Origin of the sequence: Ureibacillus thermosphaericus (genome assembly GCF_002370195.2) — a bacterium.
GTDB classification, from domain to species: Bacteria; Bacillota; Bacilli; order Bacillales_A; family Planococcaceae; genus Ureibacillus; species Ureibacillus thermosphaericus.
Map to the genome: position 1 here is coordinate 2,430,889 of NZ_AP018335.1, position 17,354 is coordinate 2,448,242.

The window sequence follows — 17,354 nt, forward strand, 5'->3', positions numbered from 1 at the left end:
ATAACATACATCTTTTCTTCATCCACTTAGTTATTGTTCAATTCTTTCTTTGCTTGATTTCTTTACCAACATATTTTAAGCTTTTCTTATTACAAAATCCCTTTCATTAAAAGGAGTATTACCGCTTTGGATACTATGAATCATGTTTCATATAATCGTAGTTTAATTGTCAGCATTTTACTTGCAGCATCCTTTGTTTCTTTACTTAATCAAACATTGTTAATTGTTGCTTTACCGTCTATTATGAATGAATTCTCAATCAGCCCAACCGAAGCTCAATGGGTGACAACGGGATTTATGTTAGCAAACGGAATTATGATTCCTATTACTGCATTCTTAATCGAAAAATTTAGTAGTAAATCTTTACTAATTACCGCCATTAGTATTTTTGGACTAGGTACACTTCTCGGTGCTATTACACCACACTTTTGGCTATTGATTGTTGCTCGCATCGTGCAAGCGATTGGTGCGGGGATGTTAATGCCATTAATGCAAACAGTCATTTTTTCAATTTTCCCCGTGGAAAGACGAGGTACTGCAATGGGGATGAGCGGTTTAGTGATAGGTTTTGCTCCAGCCATTGGACCAACTCTTGCAGGGTGGATCATTGATCACTTTTCATGGAGATCATTATTTTATACAGTCTTGCCATTTACACTAGTGGTCCTGGTATTAGCAATCTTTTTAATGAAAAATGTGACGGAACAAAAGGAAAGAAAGCTCGACATATTGTCCGTCATATTATCTTCCATTGGATGGGGAGGTATACTTTACGCATCGAGTTTAGTAGGTACGTATGGATGGGGTAGTTTAAATGTCATCTCATCTCTTATAATTGGAGCATTTGCTTTAGTATTCTTCATTCGAAGACAGTATAAGTTAAAGCAACCTATGTTGAATTTTAGCGTGTTTCAGTCAAAAGAATTTACACTCACAACAATCCTATCAATTGTTGTATTTGGGTTGTTAATCGGCATTGAAACAATCTTGCCGATTTATGTGCAAAATGTTCAACAAGGTTCTGCACTTACTTCGGGGGCAATGCTTCTTCCGGGGGCGATCATCACTGGAGCAATGTCGCCAATTTCAGGGAAATTATTTGACAGATTCGGGGCAAAAGGATTATCCATCGTCGGTTTTGGATTTACGGTTCTTTCGGCCATTTTATATACCTTCATCAACCAAGATACATCCGTTATCGTCATTACTGTCATATTTTCCATTCAAATGCTTGGCATGTCATTACTAATGATGCCATTAATGACTGCTGGAATTAATGCATTGCCACAATCATTAATTGCCCATGGAACAGCCATGCATAATACCATTCGAACAGTTGGTGCTTCAATTTTCACTGCACTCTTGGTTTCGGTGATGAGTTTGGGTAAATCGCAACAGATAGCAAATAGCGATGAAATCTTTCAAGGAATTAAACTCGCATTTCTAGTGGCACTCATTTTTGCTTTTGTCGGACTTCTTCTATCTTTCTTCTTATCAAAAAAGAAAAAAACTCCGATGGAAAGTGTGAATTAAATTATAAAGGCTATGCCCTAAAAAAATCGAGTAGGAGGGAGTGATTAGCTCCCGTCCTCTCACACCACCGTACGTACGGTTCCGTATACGGCGGTTCAATTAAGATAATTGACGCAAGTTTTCATAACTTCCGTGAATAGCTTGTCTTCTTATGCCAGTGGTCACTCCACCCTCCAAGAGGTCTCCCACGGGATTCACCGCTTCCTTCCTCAAGTGAGGTACTACGTTTTCTGTGTTCATCATGACTCACTGAATGCCAAGGGCTATTCTCTCTTAATTGTTCGGTCCTTCTTAGTAGTTCTAAACCAACTAATACTATGACCTCTGCTGACTTCTGACGGTTCAGCTACTTATCACTAAGTAGGTTATGAAGCGAACTTCACCTATCCGCCAGACCTCCCCGGGTAAGTACATGCACTTTCACACCATCTATCCGCCTCATTTACTCGATATGACCTTCGACAGAAAGAGCTTTGTTTTGTTACGCAAACTCACTCAATCATACCTAGCCTTATATGAGGTTCGTGTTCCTCGGACCGGTGTTTTGCCTCCAGCTTCCTTCAGATTCCGCGTCACCACGGACACCCTTGCTCTTGGCTAACCTCTACTTCTGTCTTCGGGGTTCGGGACTTACACCCTATAGTTCATGTACATGCCGGGCGCACGTAAACGAGCGAATTGGAAACAATTTCTCCATTCGCTCGTTTTTGCACAAATTGGGATAAAGCCCTGCCTTTTAATCTTCAAATAATTCTGGGTAAATAGCCCGAGCAATTATTTCTGTTGCTTCTGCAATTCGTGGACCTGGTCTATCCAAAATATCTGGGTTTAATACATATACTTCATTATTTAAAACAGCAAGTACAGATTCCCAGCCTTTTCGAGATTTAATTTCTCCAGTTGGATCATCAGAAAAATTGACCGTTGTAATAATAGCTTCTGGATTTCGATTAATAATATCTTCCTCAGAAACTGAGAACCATCCTTGTTGATCCGCATATATATTTTCAACACCCGCTGCTTCTATTAACTCCTGTTGAAACGTACCTGATCCGATAGACCAAATATCAGGAGCTGGTGCAATTTCAAAATATACTTTCTTTTTCTGTTCAATTGAAGCTGTTTTTTCTTTAATTACTGCAAACTGTTCCTTTATTTTTTCTACTAATTCATTCCCTTTTTCTTCAACACCCATGACTTGAGCAATTTGCTGAATGTCTCCATATACATCATCAATGGAGTTTGCTGGCTTGATTACAAATACTTTCAAACCAATGCTTTCTAATTGTTCCAATTGTTCCTCTCCACCAGTGATATAAGCAAATATGACATCAGGATTTAACTCAACTACTCTCTCCACATTGACAGTCGTAATATCGGAAACTTTTTCAACATGTTGTACTTCTTCTGGCCACTTATCATACTCTGTAACACCGATAACTTTATCACCAACACCTAATTCATATAAAATTTCTGTATTGCTCGGCTGTAATGATACGACCGTTTCAGGTACTTGTTCGAAAGCAATTTCTACTCCCCGGTCATCAACAACTGTATATAAATAATCGGATTTATGTAGATCTGTTTCCTGTGAAGTTCCATTTTCTTTATTGTTGCCACAGCCTGCTAGTATCACGATTAATAATACAGTTAAGAACCAAATACGCTTCAATTCTTTTCCCTCGTTTCAATTTGCTTTTCTCTTTATACTTTTTCAACTAAAACTTCCTTCTCAAATCATTTCGGTGTATTACCATAAAAAATATTTTTTTCTGGAGTGACAGTATCGCCTTTCAAGCTTAAACATTATCCGTTACATTGTGGACATTTCCCATAGATTTCAAATTTATGGGATTCGATTGTATATCCAGGAAGTATTGCTTCCAACTTTTCTATTGGACATAACGAAACTTCCTTCACATTTCCGCATTCCATGCATATAAAATGATGGTGATGATGATCGATTTCGCAATGCATTCGGAAATTTCTCTCTCCATTGAATTCCGTTTCTTCTAATATACCTAATTCAACAAATGTTGCTAGATTACGATAAATGGTATCATAACTCATTCCAGGATAGTCTTTTTTTAATACTTCCAATAAATCACGAGCTGTTAAATACTTATCTGTTTCCTCAAACATTGATAATATTAGCTCACGTTTATCTGTTTTTTTATATCCATGGGCTTTTAATATTTCCCACGCTCGTGTCCGATTCACAGCTGTAACTCCCTTCTAATCAAATTTAAACCATTTCTTGAATAAGATTACTACCACTAAAATGATGATCGATGTTATGACAATTGTTCCACCTGGTGCAAGATTTAAGTAAAACGCCAATATTAAACCAATAATAACCGCTAATTCGCCAAATAAAACAGAATATATTATCGTCGCCTTAAAGCCTTTCGACAATCGCATGGCGCTGGCAACTGGCAACGTAATTAATGATGAAACGAGCAATATTCCTACAATCCTCATACTAGCAGCAATCGTCAATGCAACAACGAGCATAAATAATAGGTGAATCATTTTTGATGGAAGCCCTGATGCATTCGCATATTCTTCATCAAAGGATAAGACAAATAACTCTTTAAAAAATAAAGCTAAAAATAGGATTACAATAATCGCAATCGTAATCACAACAAATAAATCTTGCCTTGAAACAGCAGAAACAGTACCAAAAAGATACCCCATCACATCGGTACTAAAACCTTTTGCTAAAGAAATAAATATAGCACTTAATCCAATTCCACAAGACATAATGATTGGAATGGCTAATTCCTCATAATGTTTATATATAGCCCTTAACCGTTCAATCAAAATGGAACCAAGTACACTAGCCGCAATTCCAAAATAAATAGGATGAATAAAAAAGAAAGCAGCGATATTTTGACTTAAAAATAACCCTCCTGTGATTCCGGCTAATGTTACGTGGGACAGTGCGTCGGCAATTAAAGACATTCTACGAACAACTATAAATACTCCAAGTAATGGAGCTATGAAACCAATTATAATTCCAGAGATGAAGGCATTTTGTAAAAATTCATAGTTGAGTAATGCTTCGATCATAGCCCTCTCTCCTTACATCGCCCGTACGGAATGACCGTACCACTTATAAATTTGTTCTTTTGAAATTTGATTGTATTGTTCGATGTCTCCGTAAAATAAAATTCTCCCATTTAAAAAAGCAACATGGCTGATTTGATTGGAGGGTGTTTCAATGTCGTGCGTCACTAAAATAATGGTTAAATTATGTTTCTTATTTAATTCACCTAACATATCATAAAATGATTGTACGTTTTTCATATCAATTCCAACAGTTGGTTCATCTAATACGAGTAATTTTGGTTCAGAAATTAATGCTCTAGCAATGAATACTCTTTGTTGTTGGCCACCGGATAATTCTCCGATATTACGATTGATAAATTTATCCATTCCTACAGCGCTTAACGCATCATTTACTCTTTTAATCGTATCTTTTGGGAGTTTTTTAAATAAACCAACTTTTTTCGTTAATCCGCTTTGCACAACTTCTTTCACCGTTGCAGGAAAGGCAGAATTGAAGGCATTTGATTTTTGCGAAACATATCCAATCCATTCACGGTGTTGGAATGAAGTGAATGGTTCACCAAAAAGTTTTATTTCACCTTTAGGTTTCAATAATCCTAAAATGATTTTCAGTAAAGTAGATTTACCAGAACCATTCGGTCCGACAATCGCTAAAAAATCCCCTTCATTCACATTAAAAGAAATATCATCTAATACAAGTCTCGAATTATATTTAAATGAAACATTCTGTAATTCCACAAAAGTTTTTTTCATCATTTCTCTTCTTTCTAATTCATAATCATTACGATTTACATTTTGTTAGTATAAGGGATTTAATTTTCTTTGTAAAGGTTTCTTGCTTGATGAACGGAAAGGATGATGTTATGAATGCGATTGAATTTTGGGAATCCCTAATTTCGAAATCCGATAAAGAAATTCGGAAATTGGCGAAACAATATGGTGTGGATTTAACGATTGAGGAAATCCAACAACTTCGTCCACTAGCCCAACAAGCAAACATCACCTGGCTTATTACAGGCATTCCTGAGAATGTGTTAAAACAAGCCGAGCAGATTTTAGGTTCTAAGAAGTATAAAAAATATAAAAAAATGCTTGATGATTTAAGAAATTAAATTTCTCTCAAGAAGCACTTAAAAAACGATGAGTTAGTTCAAAAAAGATACTAATGGCAATCGTGAACGAATGTAGGCTGTTTAGAAAGTTTTTCCTTCCTAGACAGCCTATTTTTTCTTAAATGTTTGTTTAGTATTGTTCAATAATCGATTCCACAACTTTGTCAATGTCTTTTATTTTGTTAGTTGTTTGATATTGCGTCATGATTGCAAATGCATACATTTTCCCACTATTAGCCTTTACATATCCTGCTAACGTATATACACCAGTAATGTGGCCAGTTTTGGCAAATACTCGATTTTTCAAATGTTCACCTAAATATCTTTCTCTTAACGATCCCCCGATTTGTCGATTCGTGTCTCCTCCCACAGGCAAACTGCTAAAAAAGATCGGGAAAAAAGGTTCTTCTTGAACTTTTACTAATAAGTTCGTTAACTCATTAGCAGTTGTACGGTTATAATGTGAAATCCCTGAACCATCTTCAAACTTCCACTGTTCCATTTTTAATCCTAAATCTTTGCCATATTGTTGAATGACCTTTAATCCATTTTCAAAATTTCCATTTCCATATACTTTTTGTCCCATTGTCTTTACTAAAATATCCGCAATGCTATTATTGCTTAATTTCAAGAATGTATGGTTGATATATTTCAGAGGGGGGGATTGTTTTCTATAAATCAACGTTGCATTTTTAGGTATAGATTTTCGAACAACAGATGTTTCATAAAATGCAATCCCTTCTTCCTCCAACGTGATTTTGAGAGCCTCGAGCGTGTTGAGCGTTGGGTCATATAATGTCACCCAATCTTTATGAGATGCCCCTAACGGAATATTTCCTGAAATTACTACCTCATTTGAATGATATTTACGAATGATTTCGATAGTATTTTTTTTATTCGAAGGAACCGTCATTGCGTAGTTCAATAAAATCATCCCACTATCATTCGGTTCCGTTTGTATGACTGTTTTTTTTCCAATGGAAGTAGGGATTACATGAACAATGAGCGTTCCTGCATCGTAATCTCCGTCCGGTGACATCGTTAATGCGCTTATTCTTGATGCGTAATAAAAACTTTCATCTTCTTTTGAAACGCCAGGAGAGAGTGCTTCACCATTAAAATAAAAATCATCGCCATATAAATTGCCTCTTACCGAATAAATTCCTAACAACTTTAAAATATCTGCAATTTGTAAAAAATGTTTCTTTTGAAAAGTAGGATCACCTTTTCCTTTTACATAAAGATTACCTTGAAGTTCCCCGTTGTTTACTTTCCCATCAATATAAACTTCTGTTGCAAACTGATGCTGTTGTCCCAATATATGTAATGCACTAGCTGAAGTAAGCAATTTTAATGTGGACGCGGGTTTCATTCCAATATCCCCATTTTTCGTATATAATAGCTCTCCAGTTTCTAAATCGCGAATGGACACGCTGATATCCTTTGTACCTAAATGGTGTGTTATTTTTTCATGGAGTGACATCGCTTGGCTTGGATGAAGATATTGGAAAAAGAAAAACACGATAACAATACATAATACACACTGTTTTTTCATCATGGCAGCCACCTTGAACCATTCTTTTACATTCTATTATGCTCGTATACGCCTTCTTTTATCGTCACTTTCACTTAAAATTTCCTTCATTAAAAAAAGGGACTTATTTCAGTCCCTAGTTGCGTAATGCTTCAATCCATTCCGGTTGAAATGTACTTGTTTTAAACATTTCAATTTCTTCTTTATATGGTGGCTTTTTATTTTTTGAATCTGTACCTACCCAAGGTGTTTCAAGTATTTTTGGGATTTCTTTAAATGCTTCGTGATGTACTATGTAATTTAATACATCAAAGCCGATATGGCCAAATCCAATATTTTCGTGGCGGTCTTTTCTTGCCCCTCTCTCATTTTTACTATCATTTATATGAACCACTTTAATGCGGTCTAGACCAATGATTTTATCGAATTGTTCTAGAACACCATCAAAATCTTCTACAATATTATAGCCTGCATCATGAGTATGGCATGTATCAAAACATACGGAGAGTCGCTCATTATTCGTAACCCCGTCGATAATCATCGCAATTTCTTCAAAGTTTTTGCCACATTCTGATCCTTTTCCAGCCATTGTTTCTAATGCAATTTGAACAGGAGAATCGACTGACAACACTTCATTTAATCCTTCAATAATTTTTTTAATCCCCTTTTCTTCCCCTGCTCCTACATGGGAACCCGGATGTAAAACAATTTGTGTTGCACCGATCGCTTCTGTGCGCTCAATTTCTTTTTGCAAAAATTCCACCCCTAAAGCAAACACTTCAGGTTTTACAGTATTTGCAATGTTAATGATGTACGGTGCGTGGACAACAATATTTGAGATACCGTGTTCTTTCATATGCTTTAATCCTGCTTCAATATTTAAATCTTCAATAGCTTTTCTTCTTGTGTTTTGGGGTGCCCCAGTATAAATCATAAAGGTCGTGGATCCATATGATACAGCTTCCTCACTAGCAGCAAGTAACATCTTCTTGCCGCTCATGGATACGTGCGATCCAATTAACATTCTCTTCCCCTCATTTCTAGCGATTTCTTTTTCTTCTTTCTCTCTTCTTAATCTGTTCCATTTTCATTTTCATTGCCTTTTTATAGCCCGGCTTTACTTTTTTCGGTTTGCGCACTAATGCTTTAGCGAGTTGGTCTAACTCGTTTTCCTGTTTCACTCGTTTTTTTCGAGCGTGCCGTTCTTTTAACTCAATCCATTCACCGTTTTTAACATCTTTCTGTTGAAATGGAATACCCATTTTTTCAATTCGGGCTAAATCATTTTCATCGTCCGGTCCATATAAGGTAATCGCTGTGCCTTGAAGTCCAGCACGCGCTGTTCTACCTACACGATGGATGAAAAATTCTAAATCCTCAGGTATTTCATAATTAATAACATGAGAAACACCTTGTATATCAATACCTCGAGCAGCTAAATCTGTCGCTACGATATATTGATACTCTAAATCTCGAATTTGCTTCATCATCTTTTTACGCTCTCTAGGCGTTAAATCACCATGTATTTGTCCTGTACGTATGCCATTTTCCGCTAAAAAGTCTGCAACTTCCTCAGCAGTTTTTCGCGTATTGCAGAAGATGACACATAAAAATGGATTAATCGCCTCACAAACTTCTAGTAGTCGAGTCGTACGAGATTTAGAGCGAATCGGTACAAGGAAAAATTCGATTCCTTCCGCCACCGGTTTTCGATCGTTCATTTGAATGTGTACTGGGGATTCCATATATTTTTTGAGGAATGGTTGCAATTTAACAGGGATTGTAGCAGAGAACACATACATTTCTAAATCTTCAGGCATTCGAGCTGCAAATCCATCTATTTCTTCAATGAATCCCATATCGAAGGCTAAATCCGCTTCATCTACTACTAAAATAGATGCTTTGTGAACTAGTAAAACATTTTCCTTTACTAAATCATGAATTCTCCCAGGTGTTCCTACAACGATTTGCGGTTGATTTTTTAATTTTTCAATTGTTCGCTGCTTGTCCGTACCCCCAATTAATAATTTTGCGGAAATTTCAGTGCCTTCTATCAATTGCTTTAGATGTTCAAAAATTTGAGTCGCTAATTCCCTTGTTGGTGAAGTAATTACTGCTTGGACTTCTGTATTCTCTACATCTATTCTTTGAACGATCGGTAATAAAAACGCATGGGTTTTGCCTGTCCCTGTATGGGCTTGTCCAATCGCACTCTTCCCTTGCAATATTAACGGAATCATCTCTTTTTGGATGGGAGTTGGTTCTTTAAAGCCGAGCTTTTGAATAGCATCCATAATAAATGGTTTGAATTGAAAATCTGTAAAGTTCGACATTTTTCGTACCTCCTAACATGAATATTATTGTACCAAATACACTTTCTAAAGAACAATAAACAACTTTCGTTCATCATGCTTTCAACAGCGATTATTAAATAGGAACAATTAAACTTTTTGTCTAACAAATGGAAGCAAATAATAATACATAATTTTTTCATTGTTGAAATATGTACCGATTGTTTAATTAAAATGGAATATTAATAATAATAAAAAAATATCATAAAGTAATACTTTTGTTCTTGATTGTAAATAGATAGGAGGGGCACCATATGCATCATTTAAATAATGAAGTTGTTTTCATTGAAATCATGGGCGGGAAAATATTTAACGGCTCCTTAATTGATTCAAGTGATGAAATTTTCGTGATCCACGTAAATAATCAATTTGTATATTTGCCAACTGACCATATATATACTTTGGAAAGGGATATTGATAATGAAAATAATATTCAATCCCCTTCAGAAATACCGCAATTTATTACAAAAGTCAATCAAGATTTGACGTTATTCAATATTCTTTCCATGGCAAAAGGACTGCACGTAGAATTAATGGTGACAAGAAATGAAGCGCTACATGGCGTCATTACGTCTGTAATGGATGACTATTTTGTATTTCAGTCACCCATTTATAACACTATGTACATTCCAAATAAACATTTAAAATGGATAATACCTCATATTAAAAATGACCTTCCTTACGGCATCAGTGAAACCGAATTCTTATCCTTATCGAAAATTAAGCTTCCAACATTAAAAAAGCAATTTGCTGATCAAATTGCCGAATTAAAAGGTCAACTGGTTATTTTAAATTTAGGCAAAGATTTTTCTCATATTGGAAAAATCAATCATGTAGAGGGACGATTCATTGAAATGAAAGATGGAAAGTCAAATACTATATACTGCAATCTTTCACACATACAAATTGTCAATCCTGTATAAAAAGTTAAGTAAACTTTCAATTATTCGCACTCATTTCACTTAAATCTTACATAATTCTTAACATTCTATTTAAACGATAATTATTATATGATAGATTATTCATTTTTCCCTTTCGGCTTATAAAACTAGCGATAAAATGAAAAAGTGATGCCAGCATCTACTGGCAACACTTTTACTCGTTAGGAAGAATAACGTTAACAGGTTTTGGTTCTTTAATTTTTGGAAGTATTTTATCCAGTGTCACAGTACGCTTTATTTCATGAGTAGATGGATCATTTTTATCAAACTTCTCTAAAAATGATATGACTTCCTTCACAATAGGAGTTGGTGTCGAAGCACCTGCTGTAACAGCAACTTTTTCAATATCCATCAACCACTCGATTTTTAACTCTGATATATCAGCAATGCGGTAGGCTGGGGTACCTGCAATTTCTTCAGAAACTTGAGTTAAACGATTTGAATTGTTGGAACGAGGATCTCCTACTACAATAAGTAAATCCGCTTCTCCTGCTTGATTTGCTACCGCTTCTTGTCGTACTTGAGTAGCCATGCAAATCTCTTTATGCTCTTCCACATGGGGATATTTTTCTTTAATGTAATCCATTAAATCCTTAACATCCCATTGGCTCATAGTTGTTTGATTTGTCACTAGCAATTTATCATTTTGTAAATTTAGATTGTCAATATCTTGTTTATTTTCAACTAAATAAACGTGGTTCGGTGCAACTCCAATTGCTCCTTCAGGCTCTGGGTGATTCTTTTTCCCTATATAAATAATGTCATATCCTTGCTGAGTCTTTTCACGGATTAATTCATGAGTGACTGTTACGTCTGGGCATGTAGCGTCAATTGCTACAAGTCCTTTTCTTTTCGCCATTTCTCTTATTTCAGGTGATACTCCATGAGCAGTGAAAATAACAGTCCCTTTATCTACTTTTTCAATGATTTCTTTTCGATTGCTTCCGTCAAGAGTGATAATCCCCTCTTTTTCAAAAGCATCCGTTACATGTTTATTATGAACAATCATTCCTAAAATGTAGATTGGTCTTGGCAATGATTTATCTAATGAAGCATTTCTTGCAATAACCATTGCATCAACTACACCATAGCAATAGCCTCGAGGATTTATTTTAATGACTTCCATCATGACAACTCCTTTTGTTGGTACATAACTTTATTATAACGGAGCTATGGTGTTATTACAAAGTTTCTATTCAAAATAATCGAACGGCGGTTGATAGATTTTTGGAATTGACGGTCTACTAATTTCCTCTTGTTTTAGATTTTTTTCATTTCTTCTTTCTTGTCTTGAATAATTTGAATGTGATATTTGTCTTTTTCCTTCCTCATTTGATTGTTTCCCTTGAGTTTGAGTTGGAAGCCCTTGAAACCCTTTATATAATTTCCATAGTGCAGGCAAATTCCGAAGCATCGGCGCTGCTTGTTGGATATAAGGTTGAAAACTTTGTGCTGTCGCTAAAAATCGATTAGCTGTTTCTAAAATGGAGTCCAATCTCGCTGTTCCTTTTGGTGGTTGAAAACCAGGTGGCATTGGTGGCGGATATGGTCCTGGTCTAAATCCGTATTGAGGAGGTCTTGGTGCGTAAAAATTAGGTCTTCCTGGAGGCATTTGGTTTGGAAAGTGATGTGGACGCATAGAAATCTCCTTTCTGTTTATTCCAAATGACGTAAGCTTTCTAAAAGCTATCATATGCAAATGCATTTTGAAAGGTACAGCAACAGGTAGTAGGCTATGCTGAAAAGTTGGTAAAATTCATGTCTTAGAATTTGGCAATTAATTTGCAAAATTTGACTATTATCTTTAGTAGTTTGACTAATAACGGTTAAGTTTTGGCTATTATCTTACTTTTCAGAGGTTATTTTTTTTAGATTGACTATTAAAATGACAGGAATGACGATTATTATTTCATGATTGGCTATTATTGTAACGAATTGACTATTATCTTATTTTTCAAAAGTTCTATTTATCCATTTGGCAATTATGTTCACAAGTTTGACTATTATCCACTGGATATTGGCAATTATTGTCACATATTTGACTATTATCGGACCTTTCGTATACGAATTTTTCTCGCCTGTTTTCTGTACTCAAATAAAAATTGAGCGAATGAAAAACAAATTGTTTTCTCATTCGCTCATGTAACTTTAAAATTCCTATATAAAAATAAATGGTTCTGTATTTACTTCTGATTCAATAAATTCTACATCAAGCTTATTCTCCTTACACAGGCTTGTCATTTTTTCTTTAACGCCTTTAATCATCACTTTTTCAACATGATGGCCAGGGTCAACAATATTTAAACCAATCGCTTGTGCATCTTGAGCAACATGGAAATACATGTCTCCCGTTACAAATACATCAGCACCAGCTCTTTTTGCAATATGGATATATTTATTTCCATCTCCACCAAGTACCGCAACTTTTGAAACTGTACTGTTTTCATTCCCTACTATACGAACCATTGGAACTTGTAGTCGTTCTTTTACATATTCAGCAAATTCTCGCAAACTCATAGGTTCCTTCAACATTCCGACGCGTCCAATACCGTATTCATTCGTTTCTTGAGCTAGAGTATAAAGATCATATGCTGGTTCTTCATATGGATGTGCATTTAACATCGCTTTTAATATTCGGTTTTTCATTGATGTTGGAAATACTACTTCTATTTTTTCTTCATCGGTTACTTCGATCTCTCCAACATCACCGATATATGGATTGGCACCTTCTAATGGACGAAAACGCCCTTTTCCATCCGTTGAATAACTGCAAGAATCATAATTCCCTATCTTCCCGGCACCTGCTTTTGCTAGGACATATCTAAGTTCATCCGCATGCTCATCAGGCACAAACACTGCTAACTTCATTAAATGTTCTGAATACGTTTTTTCTAAAATTTCACGATTTTGTAATTGTAAAGCATCAGCCAGCAAATCGTTGACGCCGCCTTCAGCAACATCTAAATTCGTATGAGCTGCATAAACAGCAATATCATTTTTCAATAGCTTTTCATATAGTCTTCCGCTCGGTGTATCTGTTCTTAAATTCGACAATTTCCGGAAAATAGGTGGATGGTGTGCAATAATTAATTGGCACCCTTTCTCTATTGCTTCATCTGCAACTTCTTGATTGACATCAAGAGTAACAAGCACTTTCGTAACTACTTTATTTAAAGTGCCTATTGCGAGTCCAATGGGATCATTTTCCATACAAGCAAGTTTTTTCGGTGACCAGCTCTCAAAAAGTTGAATGATTTCGTTTCCATTAACTTGTTTCATGAATGGATTACCTCCTCAACTAGTGCTATTTGATGAAGTAATTCTTGACGTTTTTCAACGATTTCAGGAGTCGGCTCCGCATTTTCTAATGATTTAAGTACTTTTTTCCAATGGTTTACTTCATTCGACCATTTTTTTAGAAATACCTCTGATTTTTCTTGAATTAATATGTTCCCCATGAAAATTTCTGCTTCAGTTAATTCCATGTTTCCTCGTTCTAATACGATGATTTCATAAATTTTTTGATCTTCCTCGACTATAGCTTCTTCAATAATCTTCCACTTGTTTTCTAATGCCCATTGTCGAATGACGCGTGCATGAATATTTGGTTGTAAGATGAGGCGATTAACGGTTTCGAGTTTTTCAGGATTTTTTTCTAAAATAGAAACGATTAAGGAACCACCCATTCCTGCAATCGTGATTGTATCAACATGATCGCTGCTCTCAATTGCTTCTAATCCGTCAGCAAGTCGAACAGTAATTTGATTTTCTAACCCTTCTTCTTTTACTTTCTTTAACGCTGACTGATAGGGTCCTTTCACTACTTCTCCTGCAACAGCTTTTTGGATGATTCCTTTATGGACTAAATAACATGGTAAATAGGCATGATCTGAACCAATATCTGCAACAATTGCCCCTTTTGGCACAAAAGAAGCAACTTTTTCTAGTCGTTTGGAAAGATTTTGTGCATTCATGTTGTACCCGCCTTTATTGTAAAATTCTAACTCTCATTATATAAAAAAATAAACCCTTAGTCGCCTTTTGCAACTAAGGATTTATTTTTTTATTCTAATGAACTGATGTACTCAGCAATCGCGCGAGCTTCGTCACCAGTTTTAAGACCTGGAGTCATTGGAGTTCCTTCAATACCGTTTTCTAAAACGTCAACGATATGATCTGCATCAAGTCCAACTAATGAAGGTCCCATACCACCTTTTAAGTCGCCGCCGTGGCAACCAATACAAGCTTGAACTAGTGCTTCATCTCCTCCTGCACCTTCTTCAGTTGTTCCATGTTCACCTTCAGCTAATTCAGCTTGTTTTCCAACTCCATCTAATGACATAAAGAAGATAAGTGCGATACCGAATGCCATAATGAGGATATAAGGAACGATCGGATTATTTTTCATGTCTTTACCTCCCTTGTAGAATCATCAATGCTATAAATATAGAATATAGTCAACAACAATTATTGTACTTCATATTTCTTAAAACGAAAAGACCTAAACCATAACTTTTACAAGGAATGTAACAATTTCGACATTTTTTCACAATTTAGCCAAAGAATAAATTTCCGATTGAATAATTATATATTCATCATTTTTTCTATCAATTGTCTTTATTATTTCCTTTCAACAAAAAATTATATTTAAAAAACGAAATGAAAAACTACTTTTCGATGGAATTATAGGAAAAACAATTGATATGCAATAATGATAATGAATCCTAATACACCAGAAATTGTGAAATATAATAGTTTTAATTTAATACCTGTAATCGTCCACATAAAACAATTAGCTACTAATAAAGTATAAAGTACAACATTATTATTTTCGAAATATACTAAACTAACTTTTACTGAAATTCCAAAAATTAATAGCGCCGCAGCTACTTGCAAAATAGGAGCAATCAAATCATGCTTCTTTGCAAATTTGTATGAATATACAAGAAAAAGTATTGCTATTATTCCGACCATGAAAGCAGCGATATAAAAATATGCTGTCATAAGGAAAAGGAGTATTAAGAGTGCTGCTGTTATCGCCATTATTAATAAAGAAATAGTTGTTTTTTTACGTTTTTCTTTCATTTTAATTGATTTTTTAATACTAATATGATTTTGAAGTTGAATGTCTTCACCTTCAGTATAAAGTGTCATTAAAAAGTCGCAGTAATGTTCTGGTAATAACTTATTTTGCTTCCAAAATAAGATTTCATTGATTATGATTTGTTTTTTCGGATTATCCATAAACATTCACCAAATTTGTTTATTTATGTATTATTGTATAGTATTTTCTATATTTCGACATCCGTACAAAGTATTATCAAAGAAAATTTTTTATAATTTCAATCGAGTAGGAGGAAGCGATTAACTCCCGTCCTCTCACACCACCGTACGTACGGTTCCGTATACGGCGGTTCAATTAAGATGATTGACGCAAGTCTTTATAACTTCCGTGAATAGCTGTTCTCTTTATGCCAGTGGTCACTCCACCCTCCAAGAGGTCTCCCACGGGATTCACCGCTTCCTTCCTCAAGTGAGGTACTACGTTTTCTGTGTTCATCATGACTCACTGAATGCCAAGGGCTATTCTCTCTTAATTGTTCGGTCCTTCTTAGTAGTTCTAAACCAACTAATACTATGACCTCTGCTGACTTCTGACGGTTCAGCTACTTATCACTAAGTAGGTTATGAAGCGTACTTCACATATCCGCCAGACCTCCCCGGGTAAGAATGTAATCTTTCCTTCCATCTATCTGCTTCATTTACTCTGTACCACCTTTGGCAGAAAGGACTTTGTTTTGTTTAGCAAACTCATCCAATGATACCTAGCCTTATATGAAGTTCGTGTTCCTCAGACCGGAAGTTTGCCGCTCGCTTCCTTCAGATTCCGCGTCACCACGGACACCCTTGCGTTAAGCTAACTGTTACTTCTGCCTTCACAGTTCGGGACTTACACCCTATAGATTACACCCATGCCAGGCGCACTAATCAAAACCACCCGTGTGAACGGGTGGTTTGTTCTGCGGCTAGAAGCCTTTATTACTGGCCAACCCCTAAAGGGGCATCGAATGGTTCGCCAACTGCACTACTTTTCCAGCTGACCCTTAAAGGGTCTCTTTTATTTTTTCCTAGGTTTTCGCTTTATCTCTTCACCTGTAAATGGATCGATGAATTCTTCCATACTGAGTTGATCTGCAATGATATCATCTTGTATTTGATTTCGAATATATTCTTCAATTACCTTTTTATTTCTGCCTACCGTATCCACATAAAATCCTCTACACCAAAATAGATCGAATATCATCAAACTACTTTTTCCTTTTAAATATCCCACGAATGATGAAACACTTAATTTTGGTGGGATACTGACCAACATATGTATGTGGTCTTTGCATGCGGTAGCTTCAATTATTTCTACGCCTTTTCTTTCACATAGTTGTCTTAATATTTGTCCAATATCTTTCTTTATCTTTCCATAAATTATCTGTCTTCTATATTTTGGTGCAAATACAATGTGATACTTACAATTCCACTTGGTATGTGCTAAACTATTTGTGTCAGAAGACATAATAGGTCCCTCCTTGGTACTAAAATTTGGTTGGCGAACCGAAATTTATTTTAGCATCAAGTGGGATCTTTTTTAATACCTCGCTGTAAGCTATACGGAACCCCCTGCCTAGCAGGGGGTTTTCTTTTTTACACAAATAAAAAGAGGTTGGGACATATAGCTAATTTAATTAAGAATCAGTGAAGAAGCATAGTAAAAAAATGATATGCAACGAAAATTGATTGGAGTGACGGGGCGACTCCA

Annotated in this window: 19 protein-coding genes; 3 read left to right on the top strand and 16 right to left on the bottom strand. The window is 35.6% G+C overall.

Annotated elements, in window-relative coordinates:
• Positions 1 to 135 precede the first annotated feature (135 nt).
• Positions 136 to 1,533 (top strand): MDR family MFS transporter, encoded by a 1,398-nt coding sequence (locus tag UtA1_RS11660; RefSeq protein ID WP_040764757.1) that lies wholly within the window; start codon positions 136 to 138, stop codon positions 1,531 to 1,533.
• A 99-nt stretch (positions 1,534 to 1,632) separates the two neighbouring features.
• On the opposite strand, the gene UtA1_RS17240 is transcribed toward UtA1_RS11660, so the two are convergent.
• The 5 genes from UtA1_RS17240 to UtA1_RS11680 form a co-directional block, all read right to left on the bottom strand.
• Complete coding sequence (locus UtA1_RS17240) at positions 1,633 to 1,776, bottom strand: hypothetical protein (protein ID WP_172597780.1); 144 nt, start codon at positions 1,774 to 1,776, stop codon at positions 1,633 to 1,635.
• A 493-nt stretch (positions 1,777 to 2,269) separates the two neighbouring features.
• Complete coding sequence (locus tag UtA1_RS11665) at positions 2,270 to 3,205, bottom strand: ABC transporter substrate-binding protein (RefSeq protein ID WP_016838995.1); 936 nt, start codon at positions 3,203 to 3,205, stop codon at positions 2,270 to 2,272.
• Between the two features lie 134 nt (positions 3,206 to 3,339).
• Positions 3,340 to 3,753 (bottom strand): Fur family transcriptional regulator, encoded by a 414-nt coding sequence (locus UtA1_RS11670; protein WP_096551184.1) that lies wholly within the window; start codon positions 3,751 to 3,753, stop codon positions 3,340 to 3,342.
• A 15-nt stretch (positions 3,754 to 3,768) separates the two neighbouring features.
• A complete protein-coding gene (locus UtA1_RS11675) occupies positions 3,769 to 4,605 on the bottom strand; it encodes a metal ABC transporter permease (RefSeq protein ID WP_096551186.1) in 837 nt (278 codons plus the stop codon).
• Positions 4,606 to 4,617: 12 nt separating this feature from the next.
• Complete coding sequence (locus tag UtA1_RS11680; protein WP_016838998.1) at positions 4,618 to 5,358, bottom strand: metal ABC transporter ATP-binding protein; 741 nt, start codon at positions 5,356 to 5,358, stop codon at positions 4,618 to 4,620.
• An 86-nt stretch (positions 5,359 to 5,444) separates the two neighbouring features.
• Between UtA1_RS11680 and UtA1_RS11685 the strand changes: the two genes are divergently transcribed.
• On the top strand, positions 5,445 to 5,717 hold the full coding sequence (locus tag UtA1_RS11685; protein WP_172597868.1) for a hypothetical protein: 273 nt from the start codon (positions 5,445 to 5,447) through the stop codon (positions 5,715 to 5,717).
• 130 nt (positions 5,718 to 5,847) lie between these two features.
• Here UtA1_RS11685 and dacB read toward each other — a convergent pair whose 3' ends face one another.
• The 3 genes from dacB to UtA1_RS11700 all read right to left on the bottom strand — a co-directional run bounded on the left by dacB (position 5,848) and on the right by UtA1_RS11700 (position 9,584).
• Complete coding sequence (gene dacB, locus UtA1_RS11690) at positions 5,848 to 7,275, bottom strand: D-alanyl-D-alanine carboxypeptidase/D-alanyl-D-alanine endopeptidase (protein WP_096551187.1); 1,428 nt, start codon at positions 7,273 to 7,275, stop codon at positions 5,848 to 5,850.
• 112 nt (positions 7,276 to 7,387) lie between these two features.
• Positions 7,388 to 8,275, bottom strand: coding sequence for a deoxyribonuclease IV (locus UtA1_RS11695; protein WP_016839001.1), 888 nt, complete (start codon positions 8,273 to 8,275; stop codon positions 7,388 to 7,390).
• A 16-nt stretch (positions 8,276 to 8,291) separates the two neighbouring features.
• Positions 8,292 to 9,584: a DEAD/DEAH box helicase gene (locus UtA1_RS11700; RefSeq protein WP_016839002.1), complete on the bottom strand. Its 1,293-nt coding sequence runs from the start codon at positions 9,582 to 9,584 to the stop codon at positions 8,292 to 8,294.
• Positions 9,585 to 9,856: 272 nt separating this feature from the next.
• On the opposite strand from UtA1_RS11700, the gene UtA1_RS11705 reads away from it, so the two are divergent.
• Positions 9,857 to 10,525: a DUF2642 domain-containing protein gene (locus UtA1_RS11705; protein WP_096551189.1), complete on the top strand. Its 669-nt coding sequence runs from the start codon at positions 9,857 to 9,859 to the stop codon at positions 10,523 to 10,525.
• A 172-nt stretch (positions 10,526 to 10,697) separates the two neighbouring features.
• Here the strand turns inward: UtA1_RS11705 and UtA1_RS11710 are convergent, their stop codons facing one another.
• The 8 genes from UtA1_RS11710 to tnpA all read right to left on the bottom strand — a co-directional run bounded on the left by UtA1_RS11710 (position 10,698) and on the right by tnpA (position 17,111).
• Entirely contained in the window at positions 10,698 to 11,669 is a 972-nt protein-coding gene (locus UtA1_RS11710; protein ID WP_096551191.1) for a 4-hydroxy-3-methylbut-2-enyl diphosphate reductase, read from the bottom strand.
• Between the two features lie 66 nt (positions 11,670 to 11,735).
• Complete coding sequence (gene vrrA / locus UtA1_RS11715; protein ID WP_172597869.1) at positions 11,736 to 12,182, bottom strand: VrrA/YqfQ family protein; 447 nt, start codon at positions 12,180 to 12,182, stop codon at positions 11,736 to 11,738.
• A 518-nt stretch (positions 12,183 to 12,700) separates the two neighbouring features.
• Complete coding sequence (locus UtA1_RS11720) at positions 12,701 to 13,822, bottom strand: Nif3-like dinuclear metal center hexameric protein (RefSeq protein ID WP_096551195.1); 1,122 nt, start codon at positions 13,820 to 13,822, stop codon at positions 12,701 to 12,703.
• Positions 13,819 to 14,517 carry a tRNA (adenine(22)-N(1))-methyltransferase gene (locus UtA1_RS11725; protein WP_096551197.1) on the bottom strand — a complete coding sequence of 233 codons (699 nt, stop codon included), beginning with the start codon at positions 14,515 to 14,517 and terminating at the stop codon, positions 13,819 to 13,821. The genes UtA1_RS11720 and UtA1_RS11725 overlap by 4 nt, the downstream gene beginning before the upstream one ends.
• 89 nt (positions 14,518 to 14,606) lie before the next feature.
• Positions 14,607 to 14,951, bottom strand: a complete 345-nt coding sequence (locus UtA1_RS11730) for a c-type cytochrome (RefSeq protein ID WP_016839008.1) — start codon at positions 14,949 to 14,951, stop codon at positions 14,607 to 14,609.
• Positions 14,952 to 15,226: 275 nt separating this feature from the next.
• Positions 15,227 to 15,787, bottom strand: a complete 561-nt coding sequence (locus UtA1_RS11735) for a hypothetical protein (RefSeq protein WP_096551199.1) — start codon at positions 15,785 to 15,787, stop codon at positions 15,227 to 15,229.
• Between the two features lie 175 nt (positions 15,788 to 15,962).
• Positions 15,963 to 16,106, bottom strand: coding sequence for a hypothetical protein (locus tag UtA1_RS17245; protein ID WP_172597779.1), 144 nt, complete (start codon positions 16,104 to 16,106; stop codon positions 15,963 to 15,965).
• Between the two features lie 555 nt (positions 16,107 to 16,661).
• Positions 16,662 to 17,111, bottom strand: coding sequence for an IS200/IS605 family transposase (gene tnpA, locus UtA1_RS11745; RefSeq protein ID WP_096551201.1), 450 nt, complete (start codon positions 17,109 to 17,111; stop codon positions 16,662 to 16,664).
• Positions 17,112 to 17,354: the final 243 nt, after the last annotated feature.

Excerpts from the sequence above, each read along its gene's own strand:
- UtA1_RS11660 (WP_040764757.1), top strand. The coding sequence starts at position 136 with ATGAATCATGTTTCATATAATCGTAGTTTAATTGTCAGCATTTTACTT.
- UtA1_RS17240 (WP_172597780.1), bottom strand. The coding sequence starts at position 1,776 with ATGATGAACACAGAAAACGTAGTACCTCACTTGAGGAAGGAAGCGGTG.
- UtA1_RS11675 (WP_096551186.1), bottom strand. The coding sequence starts at position 4,605 with ATGATCGAAGCATTACTCAACTATGAATTTTTACAAAATGCCTTCATC.
- UtA1_RS11680 (WP_016838998.1), bottom strand. The coding sequence starts at position 5,358 with ATGAAAAAAACTTTTGTGGAATTACAGAATGTTTCATTTAAATATAAT.
- dacB (WP_096551187.1), bottom strand. The coding sequence starts at position 7,275 with ATGATGAAAAAACAGTGTGTATTATGTATTGTTATCGTGTTTTTCTTT.
- UtA1_RS11695 (WP_016839001.1), bottom strand. The coding sequence starts at position 8,275 with ATGTTAATTGGATCGCACGTATCCATGAGCGGCAAGAAGATGTTACTT.
- UtA1_RS11700 (WP_016839002.1), bottom strand. The coding sequence starts at position 9,584 with ATGTCGAACTTTACAGATTTTCAATTCAAACCATTTATTATGGATGCT.
- UtA1_RS11705 (WP_096551189.1), top strand. The coding sequence starts at position 9,857 with ATGCATCATTTAAATAATGAAGTTGTTTTCATTGAAATCATGGGCGGG.
- UtA1_RS11710 (WP_096551191.1), bottom strand. The coding sequence starts at position 11,669 with ATGGAAGTCATTAAAATAAATCCTCGAGGCTATTGCTATGGTGTAGTT.
- vrrA (WP_172597869.1), bottom strand. The coding sequence starts at position 12,182 with ATGCGTCCACATCACTTTCCAAACCAAATGCCTCCAGGAAGACCTAAT.
- UtA1_RS11720 (WP_096551195.1), bottom strand. The coding sequence starts at position 13,822 with ATGAAACAAGTTAATGGAAACGAAATCATTCAACTTTTTGAGAGCTGG.
- UtA1_RS11725 (WP_096551197.1), bottom strand. The coding sequence starts at position 14,517 with ATGAATGCACAAAATCTTTCCAAACGACTAGAAAAAGTTGCTTCTTTT.
- UtA1_RS11730 (WP_016839008.1), bottom strand. The coding sequence starts at position 14,951 with ATGAAAAATAATCCGATCGTTCCTTATATCCTCATTATGGCATTCGGT.
- UtA1_RS11735 (WP_096551199.1), bottom strand. The coding sequence starts at position 15,787 with ATGGATAATCCGAAAAAACAAATCATAATCAATGAAATCTTATTTTGG.
- UtA1_RS17245 (WP_172597779.1), bottom strand. The coding sequence starts at position 16,106 with ATGATGAACACAGAAAACGTAGTACCTCACTTGAGGAAGGAAGCGGTG.
- tnpA (WP_096551201.1), bottom strand. The coding sequence starts at position 17,111 with ATGTCTTCTGACACAAATAGTTTAGCACATACCAAGTGGAATTGTAAG.